Origin of the sequence: Pontibacillus yanchengensis (genome assembly GCF_009856295.1) — a bacterium.
Classification (GTDB): domain Bacteria; phylum Bacillota; class Bacilli; order Bacillales; family BH030062; genus Pontibacillus; species Pontibacillus yanchengensis_A.
The window spans coordinates 120,097-136,967 of the sequence record NZ_WMEU01000006.1 but is presented as its reverse complement, the minus strand read 5'-3'; the positions used below and the strand labels follow the sequence as shown (position 1 = coordinate 136,967).

Sequence of the window (16,871 nt, the reverse complement as noted above, 5' to 3'; positions counted from 1 at the left end):
TCTTTCCTTTCACGCACTGAAAGATTAAAATAAATTTATCATACCATGCGTGTTTATTCAATATAGAATCAACTATTTACGGTAATCGTTTCGAGGGTGGACAATACTTGGTCGTTTTTTCGATAATGGTACAGATACCCTAAATAGGATTTGTATCATTGCCATAAAATTGAATGGTATAAATGGCCAAAAATATGGCGTGTTAAGAGAATTGGTTCTAGTTAACATTAGAATATAAAGCGTACACCCAATCATAAATCCTTTTATGCCAAAGAGTGCAGTTAAGGTTATTAAAATCAGACGACTAATTTTATTTGCAACACTAAGCTCATAACTTGGAGTAGAGAATGATCCTATTGCCGCAACGGAAACATATAGAATAACTTCAGGGATAAACAATCCTACATCAATAGCAATTTGACCTATCAATACTGCTGCAATCAATCCCATAGCAGTTGAGAGTGGTGTTGGTGTATGAATTGCAGCTATCCTTAAGAACTCTATACCAATATCAGCTAATATTAATTGAATAATAACAGGGACATTACTTTCATCTTGAGGGCCTATATATTGTAAATTAGCTGGTAAAAGTGTGGGATCCATTACAAATAACATCCATAAAGGCAAAAGAAAAAGAGATGCAAAAATACCAAAATACCGAATCCATCTAACAAAGGAACCGACAATTGGTGTTTGCCGATATTCTTCTGCATGTTGAACATGATGGAAGAACGTCGTAGGTGTAATAATCATACTTGGACTTGTATCCACCATTATTAACACATGTCCTTCAAACAGATGGGCTGAAGCGACATCTGGCCTTTCGGTGTAGCGGACTAATGGGAACGGTATTTTCCCTTGACTTACAATAAATTCTTCCACAGTTTTATCTGCCATAGAAAGACCATCTGTATCAATTTGTTTTATCTCACGTTTGATTAATTCAATCAATCCGGGATCTGCTACATCTTTTAAATAGGATATACAGATATCCGTCTTCGAGCGTTCTCCTACTTGAAATATTTCATGGCGTAGACGTTCATCCCTAACACGTCGTCTTGTTAGAGCTGTGTTCTCGATTATATTCTCTGTATAACCATCTCGACTACCTCGTACGACTTTTTCCGTATCAGGTTCACTAGGAGAGCGCCCAGGATAGGAACGGACATCAACGATAAATGCATCTGTGCTTCCATCTATAAAGATTACAATTAAACCTGAAAGCATTTGAGTAATGGCATCGTTCATGGAAGTGGCTTTTCTCACTTGTTGATGAACAAGTCTATTTTCAATGATAGAAACCAATTTTGAACGTCGATGCCTTTCCACATCATTAATCTCTACCAACATTTCCATTATTTCTATAATATATTGGGTATCACATAAACCTGTTAAATAAAATAAATCAATTTCGCGTTCAAAAATAATAATTTTACGAAACCCTAAGTCAAAAGAAACACCAACACCAGCATGTTCCTCCATGAACTTTTCTGTATCTTTTAAATCTTTAAAGATGGGAGTATCACTCTGAGATTTCATTTTCCTCAGCCCTTTCCAGAATTAACTCAATTGCTTTTCTTGTTATAGGGGCTCCTTTTTCAATATCATCTTTTCCTCTCATCTTCCCTATATCACCGATGGCAACAATGGTTGGAATCGACAATTGATCTAAACAATAAACAGTATCACCGCTTATCCTACCCATTTCCATTTCAGGTATTCCTTCTTTATCAACACCAAACGGAACTAATTCTCCTTCACCATCTATAGCAAAATCAAAACGAGACCACTCTCTAAATTTTGTATGGGATGCTACAGCAATTGCTCCAATAATGTGAACAGACTTATTATTAGCGATTTGTTCCAGTAATTTTTCTCCAGGTCCCATCCCTGGAATACCTGCATCATCAAACAAAACATAAACAGGTTCACTCTTAGCAGATTTTATAGCAGCAAGTATCTCCTGTTCCGTAGCTGTGGTTGGATTTGCAGAAAGATGGGCGAGACAAGTGCCTCCTATCGTCTCCGATAATGATAAAAGAACCTTTCGAGCATATTCATCTCCATCTGTGACAACGATTACTTTTTTAGCATGCATTGGAACCTACCCCTTTGGTTTAAAGATGACAGCAACTAGAAAACCAAATAATATTGCAGAAGCGACTCCCACAGAAGTTAAATGAAATATCCCCATCGCGATTCCCATTATCCCATTTTCCTCGGCCTGTTCCATTGCTCCATGAAGTAAAGAATGTCCAAAACTCGTTATTGGAACCGTAGCACCAGCACCAGCAAACTCAATCAACTTGTCGTAAATATCAAAACCATCAAGTACAGCACCTGCTACAACAAATGAGGACATAACATGTGCAGGAGTTAGCTTAAATATGTCAAAGAGAATTTGCCCTATGACACAAATACCTCCACCTACGACAAAAGCCCATAGATAATCCATTATTGTCCTCCTCCTTCAGACCTCATTAGCACAACACCATGAGCAATAGTTGGGATGGTTTCCTTTTGCTGGACCATGGTCGGACTCATCAGAGCACCTGTTGCTACTACAAAAATTTTGTTATATCTTCCCTCTTTCAAAGATTGTACAAGGTGCCCATACGTAACAACCGCTGAACAAGCGCAACCACTACCCCCTGCAAATACTTGTTGATCGCTGTTATAAACCATTAATCCGCAGTCATTGTAAGTTTGATCGATTGTGTACCCATCTTCTTTCAACATATCTTTTAGTATGACACTTCCAACTCCTGATAAATCACCTGTTACAATCAAATCATAATCCTCTGGTTTTCTTCCTGTATCCTCAAAGTGTGTCTTGATTGTGTCATATGCTGCAGGTGCCATAGCTGAACCCATATCAAACGGATCTTTTGTACCATAATCCATTACTTTACCAATCGTGGCACATTCGATCCGTATATCTGATTTCACTTTTGAAACCAAAGCTGCACCAGCACCTGTTACAGTTGAAGTTGCTGTTTTCGGTTTTTGACCACCGTACTCTGTAGGATATCGAAACTGCCGCTCTGCAGTAGCATTATGGCTGCTCACTGCTGCAATGACATGATTAGCAAACCCAGCATCTACGAGGGCACTTCCTACAGCTAGTGTTTCCATAGATGTGGAGCAAGCACCAAACATACATAAAAATGGAATCGATAAAGACCTGGCAACATAATTTGATGTAACATTTTGGTTAAGTAAGTCTCCAGCTAGAAATAAATCAATTTGATCCTTGGACATGTTCGCCTTAGATAAACAAACCTCTATAGATTCTTTCATTAATCGACGTTCAGCAAGCTCCCAGTTATCTTCTTCACAATGTAACTGATCATGACTAATATCAAACGTTTTCGCAAGTGGTCCTTGAGCTTCTTTAGGGCCTACAGCAGTTCCTGTCGAGTTTAAATATAAGTAATTCTCATACATCCAAGTCTGTCTTCCAGCTTTACGCATCACCATTCCTCCTACATGATTGATTGAAATAGGTATCTAATAATTCCTACTACATAAGCCGCAACCACTCCAAATACAATCACAGAGCCTGCAAGCTTGAATAAATTTGTAGCTACCCCTAGAACCAACCCTTCACTTTTATGTTCTAATGCTGCACTTGTAATAGAATTTGCAAACCCCGTAACAGGAACGGCTGAACCAGCTCCAGCAAATTGAGCGATTTTGTCATACACTCCGAACCCAGTTAATAAAGCGGCTAACAAAATAAGAGTTGTAACTGTTGGATTTCCGGCCTCACGCTCTGTCATATTAAATAAATCCATATATACCACTGTTAAGAACTGCCCAAATAAACAAATACTCCCACCAACCAAAAAAGCTCTTATACAGTTTCCAAATATACTTGGCTTAGGTTGATACTCTTTAACCGTTTGGTCATATTGTTGTTGATTAAATTTTTCACTCATCTATTCACACCTCATTTAGTTTACAAAAATGGTCCATTGAAACAATGACCCCAAAATTTTTCCTAGGACGATTGCCATTAAAAACCATAACAAACTTTTCTCCATGCCTACCCGTCTCGCAAGAATGGGGAATACATTTAGTACTTCCGTTAATGCTGCAGCTAACATCCCAATGAACACACCGTGAAAACCACCCCATATAGCAAGAATAATCAGCGGTAAGGAAACCGGAATATCGTCAAAAGATAACAGAGTACCTAGCAATACACCTAGAACCACACATAGTTCATACAATCTAGTGTATTTGGCACTCTTACTTAGTTGCACGAGCCTAGGAATGATACCTAAAACAGTAAGAAATGCAACAAAGCCAGCACCTACTGCTAAACCAGAAGCTAAACCGATAAACGATTCAATTAGAGGATGAATCATTTGGATCGCTATCCTTCGTAATATGGTTTTCATGGTAAACGATGTATTGATCTAAATCTTGTTGATACTTATGCATTTCAACCTCAAGTGGACTTGGTTCTTCATTGATTCGCTTTTTAAATAAATGATTGAAAAATAAAATCATACCTAAACCTAATCCAAGTGAATATGGGATTTGAATCCATAAAGGGTGTTCTTCTTCTTCTCCGGTGAGTAAAAAATGTAGCCTTTGCTGCACTTCTTCCATACTGACATCATAATGAAAATTCATAATCGCCATAGCAGCACCAATGAATAACAACATCCAAATCACACACACCAATATAAGAGAAGGTTGCTTTTTATTAGTTGGTATCGTAACTATGGTCTGATTTGGTCCAATTGCCTGAAGCTCCAATTCTTTATAAAGCTGATGTAGTGTATAGATAACTCGAAAAACATCCAAAATGACAATGTTTCGATCTGTTCCTTTTATACGATATAGCTCCACATCTTTTAGTTTTTCCTTCCATTCTTCATGACCGGAGATATAAGCAACATCGGATAAGTATAAGGTTTGATTTCTCTTTGCTTGTATTTTACTTTTCATTCTGATATAAATTGTCGAACTCATGTACACCCCTCCTTATCTAGAGAAGTTTACGGTTAGTATGAGTTACATAAAGGCTTATCATTCGTAATCCGTTTAGTTCCATATAATTTCCACACTCTCTTGTTACAAAGCCTTGTATTTGTAACCTACAACACTGTTAAATATTTACTTTCCATAATCGCCACATTATCTTGAAGACTTGGATTCAAGATATATTCAAAAGGTGATGGGTCTGATACTTGAAAAGTGGAAGGGGGTTACGGTGAAGCAACTCGCGTTCCTGCGGGCGAGCTGGTGAGCCTTCTCAGTCGCTTTGCCCCCTCCGAAATCTCTCCAACCTCTTTCTCCCGCGGGAGTCTCGCGTTCCCCTTCACCCCAAGCCGATTAATGGGTATCGGATCCGCGGCCAAATGTTGTATGTCTCCCGGAAGGACATATAAGCCTTATTTTTAGTGAAAACCCTCTTTGGGTAGACCTTACGGACAAATAAAATTTTATTTTTTACAAGCAGCGAACTAAATGTTCATTAGCTTTCTTGCCAAAGAATTTTTTGTTATGAACCAATTGTTATACTAGAACTTACTAGGGTGTAGACCGTCAGAAGATATTCAAATACCTCAACCTCTCTAACTTCGCAATGTTTCCATTTCTCCCAAACAACAGCAAAGGTGGCCGTGGAACAAGGAGACTCTCGCCGGCAGGACGCGAGTTGTTCCACGGCCACCTTTATTCTAACTAAATCTACGGGTACATTGCTCTTTCTGTACGATTACCAAATTTTATCTCAAATTCAAGTCTTCCACATTATGCCTCTTATATGTAATAAATTTTCCTTTTCTTTAACATATTTAAATACAAAAAAGACTCCCCATAGCGGGAAGTCTTTTAAATCTTTATTATTCCTTCATTTGTTCCTTAATGAAGCTGAGAATTTTTTTCTCAAGCCTTGATACTTGAACTTGAGAAATACCTAATCTTTCAGCTACATCAGATTGAGTCTGATCTTTATAATACCTTAGATAGACAATTAGTCTTTCCCGTTCATCCAATGAACGAATAGCCTCCTGTAAGGCAATTTTATCAAACCATTTTGTGTCTTGTTCTGCTATTTGATCAAGAAGTGTAATTGGATCTCCATCATTTTCATATACTGTTTCATGAATGGAATGTGGTGATTTGGAGGCTTCTTGCGCTAGTACGACATCTTCAGGCGTTATGTCTAACTCCTTAGCAAGTTCTTGTACTGTAGGGGTCCGCCCCAGTACTTTCGTTAGCTCATCCTTCTTTCTGCGAATCTTGTTGCCTGTTTCCTTTAAACTACGACTAACTTTCACACTACCATCGTCACGGATAAATCGCTGTATTTCACCAATAATCATTGGTACAGCATAGGTCGAAAATTTCACATCATAGGAGAGGTCAAACTTATCAACAGATTTTAAAAGCCCAATACAACCAATTTGAAAAAGGTCATCTGGATCATAGCCTCGATTTAAGAATCGTTGGACTACTGACCAAACAAGACGCATATTTTTCTCTACTAAAATGTTTCGGGCTTCCTGGTCTCCCTGTTGGCTTTGTGCAATGTACACTTTAACCTCTTCATCAGACAACTGTTCTTGTTTTTTAGATTGCTTTAGTTCCACATCCATACGCATGTCCCCTTAATTACATAAGGTTTTGCTTTTTTTTAAATGCTTGACCAGTCTTACGGTTGTCCCTTGACCCTGGATAGATGTGATATCTACTTCATCCATGAAATTTTCCATAATCGTAAAGCCCATTCCTGAGCGCTCTAATTCTGGTTTAGACGTGTATAACGGTTGTTTTGCTTCATCAATGTTGTCGATTCCCATACCCTCATCCCAAATGGTTAGCTCAACAGATCCTTCACAAAGGACACAGTCAATATGTACGAGTCCTTCGTCATGATCGTCATAACCATGAATAATGGAATTGGTAACTGCTTCTGATACGACGGTCTTCATTTCTGTCAGTTCATCCATTGTAGGATCTAATTGTGTTACAAAGGCTGCCACCGTAACACGTGCAAATGACTCATTCTCACTTACAGCTGAAAATTGAATATGCATCTCATTTTTGTTCATTAAGACGCCACCCCCAACGTTTCAAGTGCAAATGCCTCATTTTCTTCTAAACGAATAATTTTAAATAATCCTGACATTTCAAATAAACGCTGAACGGCTGGTGAAATAGAACATACAACCATTTCCCCTCCATTTTGCTTGACCTCTTTATACCTACCTAAAATGACCCCAAGCCCTGAGCTGTCCATAAAACTAAGGGATTCAAGGTTTAGCACTACATGCTTAAGCTCTTGTCTCGCCATTATGGTCTGCCACTCATTACGTAAATTTTCTGCTTCATGATGATCTAATTCTCCTGCTAGTCGAACTAACAGCACATGTTGTTTCGTTTCAAAGTGAACGGAAAGACTCACAGTTTCTTCCTCCTCTAAAATTAGGTTAGTGAGTCTTTCTCCTTTTCTCATTCATTATCCTGCTACCTGCCAAAAGAAGTGTTGATTCGACGAATCCTCTAAAAATTATCGATGTTTCACCATTTCATTAAGCGATCTTTTAAATAACGTCCAAATACTGGCTTCCTTTACATCATCTTTAACGATTAATGTAGATTCAGATAGTTTCTTATCGTTACTTGTCACGGTCAAAACCCCAATCTCTTGACCACTTTTAAATGGTAAAGATAGATCTTTATGATAGGAGATGTTTGCCTTCACATTCTCAATCTTCTCTCCTTTTTTCTTTAACACGGACACAGACTCACTTGTCACTACATCAATAGTTGGTTGTTGAGCACGAATCATACGTAATTGATCTACAGATTGATAACGCTTATATAACGATTCCGTTTCATAATGGTTAAATGCGTAATCAAGCATAGATGAAATACTTGCGTTACGATTTTTTGGTGTTTCAGCCCCCATTACAACTGCAATAACACGCATGTCATTCTTTTTGGCTGTTGCTGTTAAGCAGTACATCGCTTCACGTGTAAATCCCGTTTTCAATCCGTCAACACCAGGATAAAACTTTACAAGCTTATTTGTATTCACAAGCCAAAACTCATTATCTGTACCTTTCCTTAGATAGTCGTCATATTTGCTTGTGTATTCTGTAATTTCCTCGTGCTTTAACAATTCTCTGGCCATCAACGCCATATCCTCGGCAGTACTGTAATGTCCTTCAGCTGGAAGTCCTGTTGTATTTTTAAATTGCGTATTTTTTAAACCTATTTGTTTTGACTTCGTATTCATTTGCTTAACAAACTCTTCTTCACTACCAGCAATACGTTCAGCTAACGCAACAGAAGCATCATTACCAGAAGCAATGGCTACTCCTTTTAATAGTTCATTGACTGTCATTTCTTCTCCAGGCTCAAGAAAGATTTGCGAACCCCCCATTGAAGCTGCGTATTCACTAGCACGAACCTTCTCATCCATCTTTAAAGAACCTTCATCAATAGCTTCCATAACAAGGATCAATGTCATAATTTTCGTCATACTTGCAGGTGGAAGCTTTTCATCTGAATTCTTGTTGTATAGGACTGTACCTGTATCTCTCTCAATTAATATTGCAGATTTTGCTTTCTCAGCTAACTTAGGTCCAGATTCCTCTGCCGCGAAGGAAGTTGGAGCAAAAACCGATAACATAACGAATACAATGGTTATCCAGACACCAAACTTTTTCATCGTTGTCCCTCCAATCGTAATGTTAGCTATTTTTTCCAAGCTAAGAATGTTTTATAACAATAAAATAGACATATTTTAAAAAAGAAAGCCTTTGGTGATGCTTTTTTTATTTTCTTCTCTAATTTAGTATCTGTTTATAGAGTTAGATATATTTGTATTTCCATATAAGAGGCATAATGTGGAAGACTTGAGGTCGAGGTAATCTGCAACTGTACAGAGTCCTCAGGCCAAAATGCGACCTTGCGGGGTCTCGACATATCCGTTTTTCCACGGTAGTCTCCCCATTTCCCGAAGGTTAGAGAGGAGAAATAATGGTTCGGAGCGACATTTTGAGAATTGGAGCGAGAATGAAAAAATAGGGGCTACTTTTCAAAAATAGGAGCGAGCGCGAAGAATCTGAGTAATTCCACCGATTTTAGAGCAACCTGTAACGCGTGCGCTCACGCTGTATAGCTGTATGTGAATGCCATCATTCAGAAATTAGGTTCAAATATCCTTCCACTCTAACCTGGCCATTTTTCCGTTCATCCCAACAAAAGCAAAGGTGGCCTTGGAACAATGAGACTCCCACCGGAGAAAGAGGTAGAAGAAAAATTACTTCATAAAATTTCAGAGTCATAAAAAAAGAGATGCCATTTGGCATCTCTTTTAACTCACATGTTATTCTCCTGTAACCATATCATGAATAAGAGTTGGCGCTGAGACTTTCTCATCAGAGATTGTGATATTCTTATACAGCTTCTCTTTCACATCTTCCACATCTTCTTGGTTAGCGTAAATGGTTAGAAGTGATTCGCCTTCTTCTACGTAGTCGCCTACTTTCTTATTCAGGTAAAGACCTACAGCTAAATCAATTTCTGATTCTTTCGTGGCACGACCAGCTCCTAGCATCATCGCTGCAGTTCCAATTTCATCCGCCACAATGTCACTAACATATCCAGACTTTTTGGCGTTTAATTCAATTTGATATGATGCTTTTGGCATAACAGAAGAATCTTCTACTACGCGTTCGTCACCACCTTGAGATTTAAGGAACGTTCCAAATTTCTCAAGTGCTTTGCCATTTTTCATGTTTTCTTCTAGCTTTTGACGTGCTTCATCAAGCGTATCTGCTTTACCGGCAAGTACTACCATTTGACTTCCGAGAGTTAAACATAATTCCGTTAAATCCTCTGGACCATTCCCTTTCAAGGTTTCGATCGCCTCTTCAACCTCTAAAGCATTACCAATTGCTCGACCTAGTGGCTGATTCATATCAGAAATAACAGCCATTGTGTTACGGCCAACATGATTCCCAATACGAACCATCGCTTCAGCTAATGCTTTTGAGTCCTCTAAACTCTTCATAAAGGCACCAGCACCCGTTTTTACATCAAGCACAATAGCATCCGCACCAGCTGCAATTTTCTTGCTCATGATGGAACTTGCAATTAAAGGTATAGAGTTAACAGTTGCTGTTACGTCACGAAGGCCATACAATTTCTTGTCAGCAGGTGTTAAGTTACCAGTTTGACCAATAACGGATAGTTTATTTGTGTTTACTAAATCGATAAATTGACTTTTGTCGATTTCCACATGGAATCCAGGCACCGCTTCTAGCTTATCGATGGTTCCACCAGTATGACCCAATCCTCGACCACTCATTTTTGCAACAGGTACATCAAGAGAAGCAACCAATGGCCCCAAAATTAGTGTTGTCGTATCTCCCACGCCACCTGTTGAATGCTTATCCACTTTAATGCCTTCGATAGGTGAAAGATCAATCGTATCTCCGCTATCCACCATAGCTGTCGTAATATTTGCACGTTCTTCGTCATTCATATCCTGGAAGAAAATCGCCATACATAAAGCACTAGCTTGATAATCCGGAACATCACCGTTTGTGTAACCTTCTACGAAAAAGTCAATTTCCTCCTTCGTTAAAGTATAGCCGTCTCTTTTTTTAGCAATAATATCATACATTCTCATATTCTCATCACCCTTATTTGAAAGTTAACGAAGCTAGTTTTTATAGAGTTTTTAACGTCTCTTTTACGAAATTCAGGAAGTCTTGACGAACTTGTTGAGTCGTTTCAATCACTTCATCATGAGTTAAAGGCTGGTCTAAAATCCCTGCAGCCATGTTTGAGATGCACGAAATACCAAGTACGTTCATGCCTGCATGATTAGCGACAATAACCTCTGGTACTGTAGACATACCTACAGCATCGCCACCAAGAGTACGAAGCATGCGCACCTCTGCTCCCGTCTCATAGGAAGGACCTGTGTTTCCTACATATATCCCCTGTTGCACCGTAATTCCTAAACGATTAGCACATTCTTTTGCATGAGTTGCGAGTTGATCATCATATGCCTTGGACATATCTGGGAACCTTGCACCTAATTTTTCGTCGTTTGGTCCGATAAGCGGATTGTCACCCATGTTATTTATATGATCACTAATAATCATTAAATCCCCAGCATTAAAGTTTTCATTAATACCACCAGCAGCATTAGTTACAAATAACGTCTCCACACCTAACTCTCTCATCACTCGTACAGGGAACGTCACTTGTTGCATGCTATATCCTTCGTAATAGTGAAATCGACCTTGCATTGCAATAACTTGTTTACCCTCAAGAGTACCTATAACAAGTTGTCCTTTGTGACCTGCTACAGTTGATTCCGGGAAGTGTGGGATATCTCTGTATTTAATCGTAACAGGGTTTTCAATTTCATCTGCCAGAACTCCTAACCCAGAACCTAAAATCATACCAATTGATGGTTGATTGGTACTTTGTTGTTGAATAAATTGAGCTGCATCTTTAATTTGTGTAGCATCCATTATTCCATTTCCCCCTATTTAATATCTTTTAGAAAACTTGTGCCGTATTCTGGCATTTTCGTATTGAAATTCTCTGCAACAGTTGCACCAATGTCAGCGAATGTTGTCCGTAAAGGTAATTCCTTGCCTTCGTTTCTTTGCTTGTTATAAACAAGTAAAGGAACCAATTCACGAGTATGATCCGTACCATGGTGAATAGGGTCATTACCATGATCGGCCGTAATAATCAGTAAATCATCATCCTGAAGCTTTTCTAACACTTCTGGCAAACGTTGATCGTATGACTCAAGCGCTTCTCCGTATCCATGAGGATCACGACGATGCCCATATTTCGCATCAAAATCAACAAGATTTAAAAAGTTCAAACCTGTAAAATCCTCATCCATTGATTCTACTAGTTTATCCATCCCATCCATGTTGTCCTTTGTACGAATTTCCTTTGTAACCCCTTCGCCATCATAGATATCAGCTATCTTACCTAATGCAATCACATCATAATTGTCATCCTTTAGATCGTTCATAACAGTGCGACCAAATGGCTTTAACGCATAGTCGTGTCGGTTAGACGTACGTTGGAAATTGCCAGGTTCACCAACAAACGGTCGAGCAATAACTCGTCCAATCATATACTTTTCATCTTTGGTTATTTCACGGCACATTTCACAAATTTCATAGAGCTCATCAATTGGTACGATATCTTCATGCGCTGCGATTTGAAGCACCGAATCTGCTGAAGTGTACACAATAAGTGCGCCTGTTTCCATATGCTCAGGACCTAACTCATCAATAATGGCAGTGCCTGATGCTGGCTTATTCCCAATAACTTTTTGACCAGAACGTTCTTCAATCTCATCAATTAATTCTTTAGGGAACTCTTCAAATGTTCTGAATGGCGTATCAATATATAACCCCATAATCTCCCAGTGTCCTGTCATTGTATCTTTACCATTGGACATTTCCTGCATCTTTGTATAATAAGCTAGTGGATGATCAGCAGGTTCAATACCTTTGATATGACGAATATTACTCAAGCCCAGCTTACCCATATTTGGCATGTTAAGCCCACCCATATGTTCAGCAATATGACCTAGCGTGTCCGCTCCTTTGTCATTGAATTGTTCAGCATCGGGTGCTTCACCAATTCCAACAGAATCCATTACAACTAGAAAAATTCGTTTATAATTGTCCATGATTCATCCCTCCTATAAATGTTACATTCCCTGGTTTGCTTTTCTATATGCACCAGGTTGTAAGAGGTCAGACCTCTTATAAAAAAGAATTACGCCCGTGGATGATACGAGCGATAAATATCTTTTAACCTTGCTTTTGTTACATGTGTATAAATTTGTGTTGTGGAGATATCAGCATGACCTAACATCTCTTGTACAGCTCTAAGGTCTGCTCCATTTTCTAATAAATGCGTAGCAAAGGAATGCCTAAGCGTATGGGGAGTAATTTCTTTTTGGATCCCTACCTCTTCCGCAACCGCTTTCAGAATCTTCCAAAACCCTTGTCTTGACAGTGCATTACCATGATGGTTTACAAATAAGTAGTCTTCCTTTTTTTGCTTTAGCAAAGATGGCCTTGCTTGCTCTAAATAAAGTTCAATCGATTCTTTAGCCATATTGCCAAGTGGAATGATTCTTTCTTTCGATCCTTTTCCTAAACAACGAACAAAGCCCATCGTAAGGTGTAAGTCACTAACTTTTAGTGTTACTAGCTCGGTTACACGCAAACCTGTTGCATATAGAATCTCTAGCATAGCCTTGTTACGAATGGCGAGTGGGTCTTTTGCTTGAATATTTAATAAAGCATCCACATCACTCATAGAAAGAATCTTAGGTAGCTTTCTCTCCTTCTTAGGTGTTTCCAGATGTAACGAAGCATCATTCTCAGCTAACCGTTCACGTACTAGAAACTGGTGAAATGCCCGAATAGATGAAAGAGTTCGTGCTACTGTTGCAGAAGAACGGTTCAAGTCATTGAGATGATGCAAATATTGCATAATGTTCACACGAGTAATCTGATTGACGTTTTCCAATTGACTTGTATTACCTAAAAATTCAATATATTTTTGTAAATCTCTTCGATAGGATGAAAGGGTATTTTCTGATAACCCTCGCTCTACCTGTAAATAATGAAAAAAGTCATTGAGTTCATGCTGCATGAACATTTACTCCCCTAACCGAAAAAATATAGATAAACGATCAATTAATCGTTCGTCCTCCCACTGAAAAACTTTGACAGCTTTTCCTTCTGGTTGATCATAGCGATGAATTTGATCATATTCTTCATTCATCATTCGCAATCCAAAGTAAAACAACAAAGTGCAGCCAGTAAAGATGATGAAAATCTTTACTGTATCTTTTAGTAAATGTAAAAAACGAGTCATCATCATGTCTCCTTTTAAACCCAATACGAGCTTGTATCATTACTAAAAGATATGCCAGATTTCACTTAAAATATACTAGGAAACTAGACAAATCTGAAACAGGTTTTTTTACATATGTAATTCTATCCTAGTATAAATTGCAATTATGGAAGAATACAAAATAAACGTAACCGATTTCTTATTGTTTGTAAATAGAATTGTGTGGATTTGAAATTTTCCGAATAGACTATCTCATAGCCTAGTATTTATGTAGTCCTTTTTATAAAACAAAATGAACAAAAGCTCAGGACACCCGTCTAGTGATGTATGGGCTGCGACCTACAGTCTGTTCGATGTTGACTTACTGCACGCAGAACACTCGTTGCTGGGCGCTGGAACTGGCCGTTGCCTCTATACTTATTTAGTTATACACAAGCCAACATTCTATAGTAAGCTAGAAAACAAAAAAACCTTTCTCCCTACCGGAAAAAAGGTTCTGTCTACTTTATGATGATTTTACAGTTTCAACTTGGCATTTCTTACAAACGCCATGGAACGTTAAACGATGGTCCTTTACTTGAAAGCCCCAATCCTTTTCTACTTGACTTTCAACATCGGTAAGTAAATCTTCTACAATTTCTTCGACAGATCCACATTCTACACAAACTAAATGATGGTGAAAATGTTCTGCACCCTCTTTGCGAAGATCATATCGTGACACACCATCACCGAAATTGATTTTATCGACCACTTTCAATTCTGATAATAATTCTAGTGTACGATAAACAGTAGCTAGACCAATTTCCGGAGCTTTTTCTTTTACGAGGAGGTAAACGTCTTCTGCACTTAAATGATCCTCTTCATGCTCAAGTAACACTCGAACGGTAGCTTCACGTTGAGGTGTTAACTTATAGCTCTGGGAATGGAGCTGTTTTTTTATTTTCTCTATACGTTGTTCCATATCTGGTCCCTCCCTCGTATATCCACCTTTAATTATAAGCAGAGACGAAACCAGTGTCAAATTGAAATGATTACAATCTATTATTTATAATTATTATTTTTTAATAAATACTATCTTATCATTTATATATCATTTCGATCACTGATTTTAAAGCAATCGGTGAGATAAATGATTCAATGAGTGCTGCTACACCTACAAAAACGAGCAGTATTAAAAAAAACATACTATACCTAATAAAAGGCGGGAAGATTGGTTGATGAATTTTCTTAGCAACCAGCTTTTGAATCAGACCAAACGAAAAGATCATTGCCAGACTTCCAGCCACAATATAAACCGGTATAATAATCAGGTTTTGTGGAGCAATGGATGCTGCTGCAGTCAGTAAGCCATACCAGCCCATTTGATTGACTAAAAAACCTACAGAAAAACCTACAACGACGCCTTTCATAAATAATAAAATCCAAATAATAGGCATCCCAATTATGGATAATCCTAAAATAAATATGAACAACAAATACTTTACATGATAAAAGAAACTACTCTTTAGTAGATCTTGCGAGCTTATGTTAGGTTCTCCGGGAATTTGTTTAAAAAAACGATCTAGATAAAAGAACAAATCTTCCTTTTGTATGAAGTTCATACTATTTACTATTACCGCTCCAAATATAATTCCAATCATGAAAAGTAAACTGACAAAAACATAAATACTAGCATATTCACGGACGTGTTGCGATGCTACGGAACCTTTCACATGCATAAGAATCCTCCATTTCTACCGTATCTTTTTCTAGTAGTAATACAAATCTATGAAGGATTCGAGTAAAATAGACCCTTAAGAGTAGGAATTCATCATGTTTCTTTTGACAAGCTTCCGTAGCGCCCACCACCACCAGCATTTATGGACAATTGACCACTTCGGTTAGCGAGAATTCGATCAGCTAAATGAGGTGCAACAACCTCTAGTAACTCCTCTCTAGTAGCATCGTGAATAATCTTCATTTCCGTTCCTATCTGATTTAATAGTTTTCGTAACGTTTTAGGCCCTAAATGTGGCAAGAATTCTAGAGGAACTTGTGAGATATATGGCGGACGATGCCTAGGGAAAGTATTTGTATCCTGAAGTTCATGAATACGCTCGGATACTCCTTTTATGTAATCTTTTGAACCACATTTCTTGCAGACACCTTCCTGAAGAACAGGATGAAAGCATTTGGCACAAGTGGTTTGATAATATTTCCCTAATCGAGGATTCATCCCAAAATTAGCAGCAACTCTTCTGTTATCCTGATTTTTCAACACTCTTTTGAGTTCCTTGAACGTAGCTTTCTCTACATTAATTTGTTGATATTCTCTAGCAATTTTCGGTAAGGAGTGTGCATCTGAGTTCGTTAAAAACGTGTAATCATGTAGTTCAGATAATTTATCCGCCATGTTTGTATCTGCACTTAAGCCCAGTTCTACTCCATCGATCAGTGCTGGGTCGAGTACTTCGATCAAACTTTGCTGCACACCTTTCCCATACAAACTCTTGAATGGTGTAAACATATGAGCAGGAACAAAAAGGCCTTCAAGTTCTTTCACTTTCTTTTGCAATTCTACTGCTTTCCCATAAAATCGTTGCGTACTTAATGTAATATTTTTCATATGGTTGCTTAACCAAACCGTAAACTGTTGCATCTGATGTAACGCTGGAAAATAGCATAAAACATGAAGAGGTCCATAGCAGTTCTCATCATAGATTTCAATCTCTGTACCTAAGATTAAGGTAGTTGATTTGTACTGAATACCACCTTCTTCAAGCTCAATAGCTTCACCTTGGTCAAGCAAATGTTGAATCTCTGCTTGCACATCTGGAACATGGCTATCAATAACGCCTACCATATCGATTCCTTTGTTTTCAGAACACTCATTCATAATGTTTGTTAATGTAAGTTGGTCAGAAGCTGTAATTTTGACCGGATCCCCATACATGGTACGCCCTATATGAACATGGAGATCGATATAAAAGGTATTCATG

At 38.2% G+C, this 16,871-nt stretch carries 19 protein-coding genes; all 19 read right to left on the bottom strand.

From position 1 onward, the window contains the following. Nucleotides 1-72: 72 nt before the first annotated feature. Nucleotides 73-1,539, bottom strand: coding sequence for a spore germination protein (locus GLW08_RS17045; RefSeq protein WP_160849857.1), 1,467 nt, complete (start codon nucleotides 1,537-1,539; stop codon nucleotides 73-75). Next, on the bottom strand, nucleotides 1,523-2,098 hold the full coding sequence (locus tag GLW08_RS17040) for a stage V sporulation protein AE (RefSeq protein ID WP_160849856.1): 576 nt from the start codon (nucleotides 2,096-2,098) through the stop codon (nucleotides 1,523-1,525). The genes GLW08_RS17045 and GLW08_RS17040 overlap by 17 nt, the downstream gene beginning before the upstream one ends. A gap of 6 nt (nucleotides 2,099-2,104) precedes the next feature. Next, complete coding sequence (gene spoVAE, locus GLW08_RS17035; RefSeq protein ID WP_160849855.1) at nucleotides 2,105-2,455, bottom strand: stage V sporulation protein AE; 351 nt, start codon at nucleotides 2,453-2,455, stop codon at nucleotides 2,105-2,107. Beyond that, nucleotides 2,455-3,474 carry a stage V sporulation protein AD gene (spoVAD, locus tag GLW08_RS17030; protein WP_160849854.1) on the bottom strand — a complete coding sequence of 340 codons (1,020 nt, stop codon included), beginning with the start codon at nucleotides 3,472-3,474 and terminating at the stop codon, nucleotides 2,455-2,457. The genes spoVAE and spoVAD overlap by 1 nt, the downstream gene beginning before the upstream one ends. A gap of 11 nt (nucleotides 3,475-3,485) precedes the next feature. Next, nucleotides 3,486-3,941: a stage V sporulation protein AC gene (gene spoVAC, locus GLW08_RS17025; RefSeq protein ID WP_160849853.1), complete on the bottom strand. Its 456-nt coding sequence runs from the start codon at nucleotides 3,939-3,941 to the stop codon at nucleotides 3,486-3,488. A gap of 15 nt (nucleotides 3,942-3,956) precedes the next feature. Beyond that, the gene (locus GLW08_RS17020; protein WP_160849852.1) at nucleotides 3,957-4,373 is read right to left on the bottom strand and encodes a stage V sporulation protein AB; all 417 of its coding nucleotides are present in this window, start codon (nucleotides 4,371-4,373) and stop codon (nucleotides 3,957-3,959) included. Continuing rightward, entirely contained in the window at nucleotides 4,354-4,986 is a 633-nt protein-coding gene (locus tag GLW08_RS17015; protein ID WP_160849851.1) for a stage V sporulation protein AA, read from the bottom strand. The genes GLW08_RS17020 and GLW08_RS17015 overlap by 20 nt, the downstream gene beginning before the upstream one ends. Before the next feature lie 875 nt (nucleotides 4,987-5,861). Then, nucleotides 5,862-6,617, bottom strand: a complete 756-nt coding sequence (gene sigF / locus GLW08_RS17010) for an RNA polymerase sporulation sigma factor SigF (protein ID WP_160849850.1) — start codon at nucleotides 6,615-6,617, stop codon at nucleotides 5,862-5,864. Between the two features lie 12 nt (nucleotides 6,618-6,629). Continuing rightward, nucleotides 6,630-7,073: an anti-sigma F factor gene (spoIIAB, locus tag GLW08_RS17005; RefSeq protein ID WP_160849849.1), complete on the bottom strand. Its 444-nt coding sequence runs from the start codon at nucleotides 7,071-7,073 to the stop codon at nucleotides 6,630-6,632. Continuing rightward, entirely contained in the window at nucleotides 7,073-7,426 is a 354-nt protein-coding gene (gene spoIIAA, locus GLW08_RS17000; RefSeq protein ID WP_036820754.1) for an anti-sigma F factor antagonist, read from the bottom strand. Before spoIIAA ends, spoIIAB begins: the two co-directional genes overlap by 1 nt. A 105-nt stretch (nucleotides 7,427-7,531) precedes the next feature. Further along, on the bottom strand, nucleotides 7,532-8,698 hold the full coding sequence (locus GLW08_RS16995; protein WP_160849847.1) for a D-alanyl-D-alanine carboxypeptidase family protein: 1,167 nt from the start codon (nucleotides 8,696-8,698) through the stop codon (nucleotides 7,532-7,534). Between the two features lie 660 nt (nucleotides 8,699-9,358). Next, nucleotides 9,359-10,666 (bottom strand): pyrimidine-nucleoside phosphorylase, encoded by a 1,308-nt coding sequence (locus GLW08_RS16990; protein ID WP_160849846.1) that lies wholly within the window; start codon nucleotides 10,664-10,666, stop codon nucleotides 9,359-9,361. 40 nt (nucleotides 10,667-10,706) lie between these two features. Next, nucleotides 10,707-11,522, bottom strand: a complete 816-nt coding sequence (locus GLW08_RS16985) for a purine-nucleoside phosphorylase (protein ID WP_160849845.1) — start codon at nucleotides 11,520-11,522, stop codon at nucleotides 10,707-10,709. A 14-nt stretch (nucleotides 11,523-11,536) separates the two neighbouring features. Next, nucleotides 11,537-12,712, bottom strand: coding sequence for a phosphopentomutase (gene deoB / locus GLW08_RS16980; protein WP_160849844.1), 1,176 nt, complete (start codon nucleotides 12,710-12,712; stop codon nucleotides 11,537-11,539). A gap of 89 nt (nucleotides 12,713-12,801) precedes the next feature. Continuing rightward, nucleotides 12,802-13,689: a site-specific tyrosine recombinase XerD gene (gene xerD / locus GLW08_RS16975; RefSeq protein WP_160849843.1), complete on the bottom strand. Its 888-nt coding sequence runs from the start codon at nucleotides 13,687-13,689 to the stop codon at nucleotides 12,802-12,804. Between the two features lie 6 nt (nucleotides 13,690-13,695). After that, nucleotides 13,696-13,914 carry a YqzK family protein gene (locus tag GLW08_RS16970; RefSeq protein WP_160849842.1) on the bottom strand — a complete coding sequence of 73 codons (219 nt, stop codon included), beginning with the start codon at nucleotides 13,912-13,914 and terminating at the stop codon, nucleotides 13,696-13,698. A gap of 484 nt (nucleotides 13,915-14,398) precedes the next feature. Then, nucleotides 14,399-14,854 (bottom strand): Fur family transcriptional regulator, encoded by a 456-nt coding sequence (locus tag GLW08_RS16965; RefSeq protein WP_160849841.1) that lies wholly within the window; start codon nucleotides 14,852-14,854, stop codon nucleotides 14,399-14,401. Nucleotides 14,855-14,972: 118 nt separating this feature from the next. Beyond that, the gene (gene spoIIM / locus GLW08_RS16960; RefSeq protein WP_160849840.1) at nucleotides 14,973-15,611 is read right to left on the bottom strand and encodes a stage II sporulation protein M; all 639 of its coding nucleotides are present in this window, start codon (nucleotides 15,609-15,611) and stop codon (nucleotides 14,973-14,975) included. Between the two features lie 92 nt (nucleotides 15,612-15,703). Next, nucleotides 15,704-16,870, bottom strand: coding sequence for an endonuclease Q family protein (locus GLW08_RS16955; RefSeq protein WP_160849839.1), 1,167 nt, complete (start codon nucleotides 16,868-16,870; stop codon nucleotides 15,704-15,706). Nucleotide 16,871: the final 1 nt, after the last annotated feature.

What these genes read in the sequence shown, in the direction of transcription:
- GLW08_RS16965 (WP_160849841.1), bottom strand. Translation starts at nt 14,854, where the DNA reads ATGGAACAACGTATAGAGAAAATAAAAAAACAGCTCCATTCCCAGAGC.
- sigF (WP_160849850.1), bottom strand. Translation starts at nt 6,617, where the DNA reads ATGGATGTGGAACTAAAGCAATCTAAAAAACAAGAACAGTTGTCTGAT.
- GLW08_RS16955 (WP_160849839.1), bottom strand. Translation starts at nt 16,870, where the DNA reads ATGAATACCTTTTATATCGATCTCCATGTTCATATAGGGCGTACCATG.
- GLW08_RS17020 (WP_160849852.1), bottom strand. Translation starts at nt 4,373, where the DNA reads ATGATTCATCCTCTAATTGAATCGTTTATCGGTTTAGCTTCTGGTTTA.
- GLW08_RS17045 (WP_160849857.1), bottom strand. Translation starts at nt 1,539, where the DNA reads ATGAAATCTCAGAGTGATACTCCCATCTTTAAAGATTTAAAAGATACA.
- spoVAE (WP_160849855.1), bottom strand. Translation starts at nt 2,455, where the DNA reads ATGGATTATCTATGGGCTTTTGTCGTAGGTGGAGGTATTTGTGTCATA.
- spoIIAB (WP_160849849.1), bottom strand. Translation starts at nt 7,073, where the DNA reads ATGAACAAAAATGAGATGCATATTCAATTTTCAGCTGTAAGTGAGAAT.
- spoVAD (WP_160849854.1), bottom strand. Translation starts at nt 3,474, where the DNA reads ATGCGTAAAGCTGGAAGACAGACTTGGATGTATGAGAATTACTTATAT.
- GLW08_RS16985 (WP_160849845.1), bottom strand. Translation starts at nt 11,522, where the DNA reads ATGGATGCTACACAAATTAAAGATGCAGCTCAATTTATTCAACAACAA.
- deoB (WP_160849844.1), bottom strand. Translation starts at nt 12,712, where the DNA reads ATGGACAATTATAAACGAATTTTTCTAGTTGTAATGGATTCTGTTGGA.
- xerD (WP_160849843.1), bottom strand. Translation starts at nt 13,689, where the DNA reads ATGCAGCATGAACTCAATGACTTTTTTCATTATTTACAGGTAGAGCGA.
- GLW08_RS17040 (WP_160849856.1), bottom strand. Translation starts at nt 2,098, where the DNA reads ATGCATGCTAAAAAAGTAATCGTTGTCACAGATGGAGATGAATATGCT.
- GLW08_RS16970 (WP_160849842.1), bottom strand. Translation starts at nt 13,914, where the DNA reads ATGACTCGTTTTTTACATTTACTAAAAGATACAGTAAAGATTTTCATC.
- GLW08_RS16990 (WP_160849846.1), bottom strand. Translation starts at nt 10,666, where the DNA reads ATGAGAATGTATGATATTATTGCTAAAAAAAGAGACGGCTATACTTTA.
- GLW08_RS16995 (WP_160849847.1), bottom strand. Translation starts at nt 8,698, where the DNA reads ATGAAAAAGTTTGGTGTCTGGATAACCATTGTATTCGTTATGTTATCG.
- spoVAC (WP_160849853.1), bottom strand. Translation starts at nt 3,941, where the DNA reads ATGAGTGAAAAATTTAATCAACAACAATATGACCAAACGGTTAAAGAG.
- GLW08_RS17015 (WP_160849851.1), bottom strand. Translation starts at nt 4,986, where the DNA reads ATGAGTTCGACAATTTATATCAGAATGAAAAGTAAAATACAAGCAAAG.
- spoIIM (WP_160849840.1), bottom strand. Translation starts at nt 15,611, where the DNA reads ATGCATGTGAAAGGTTCCGTAGCATCGCAACACGTCCGTGAATATGCT.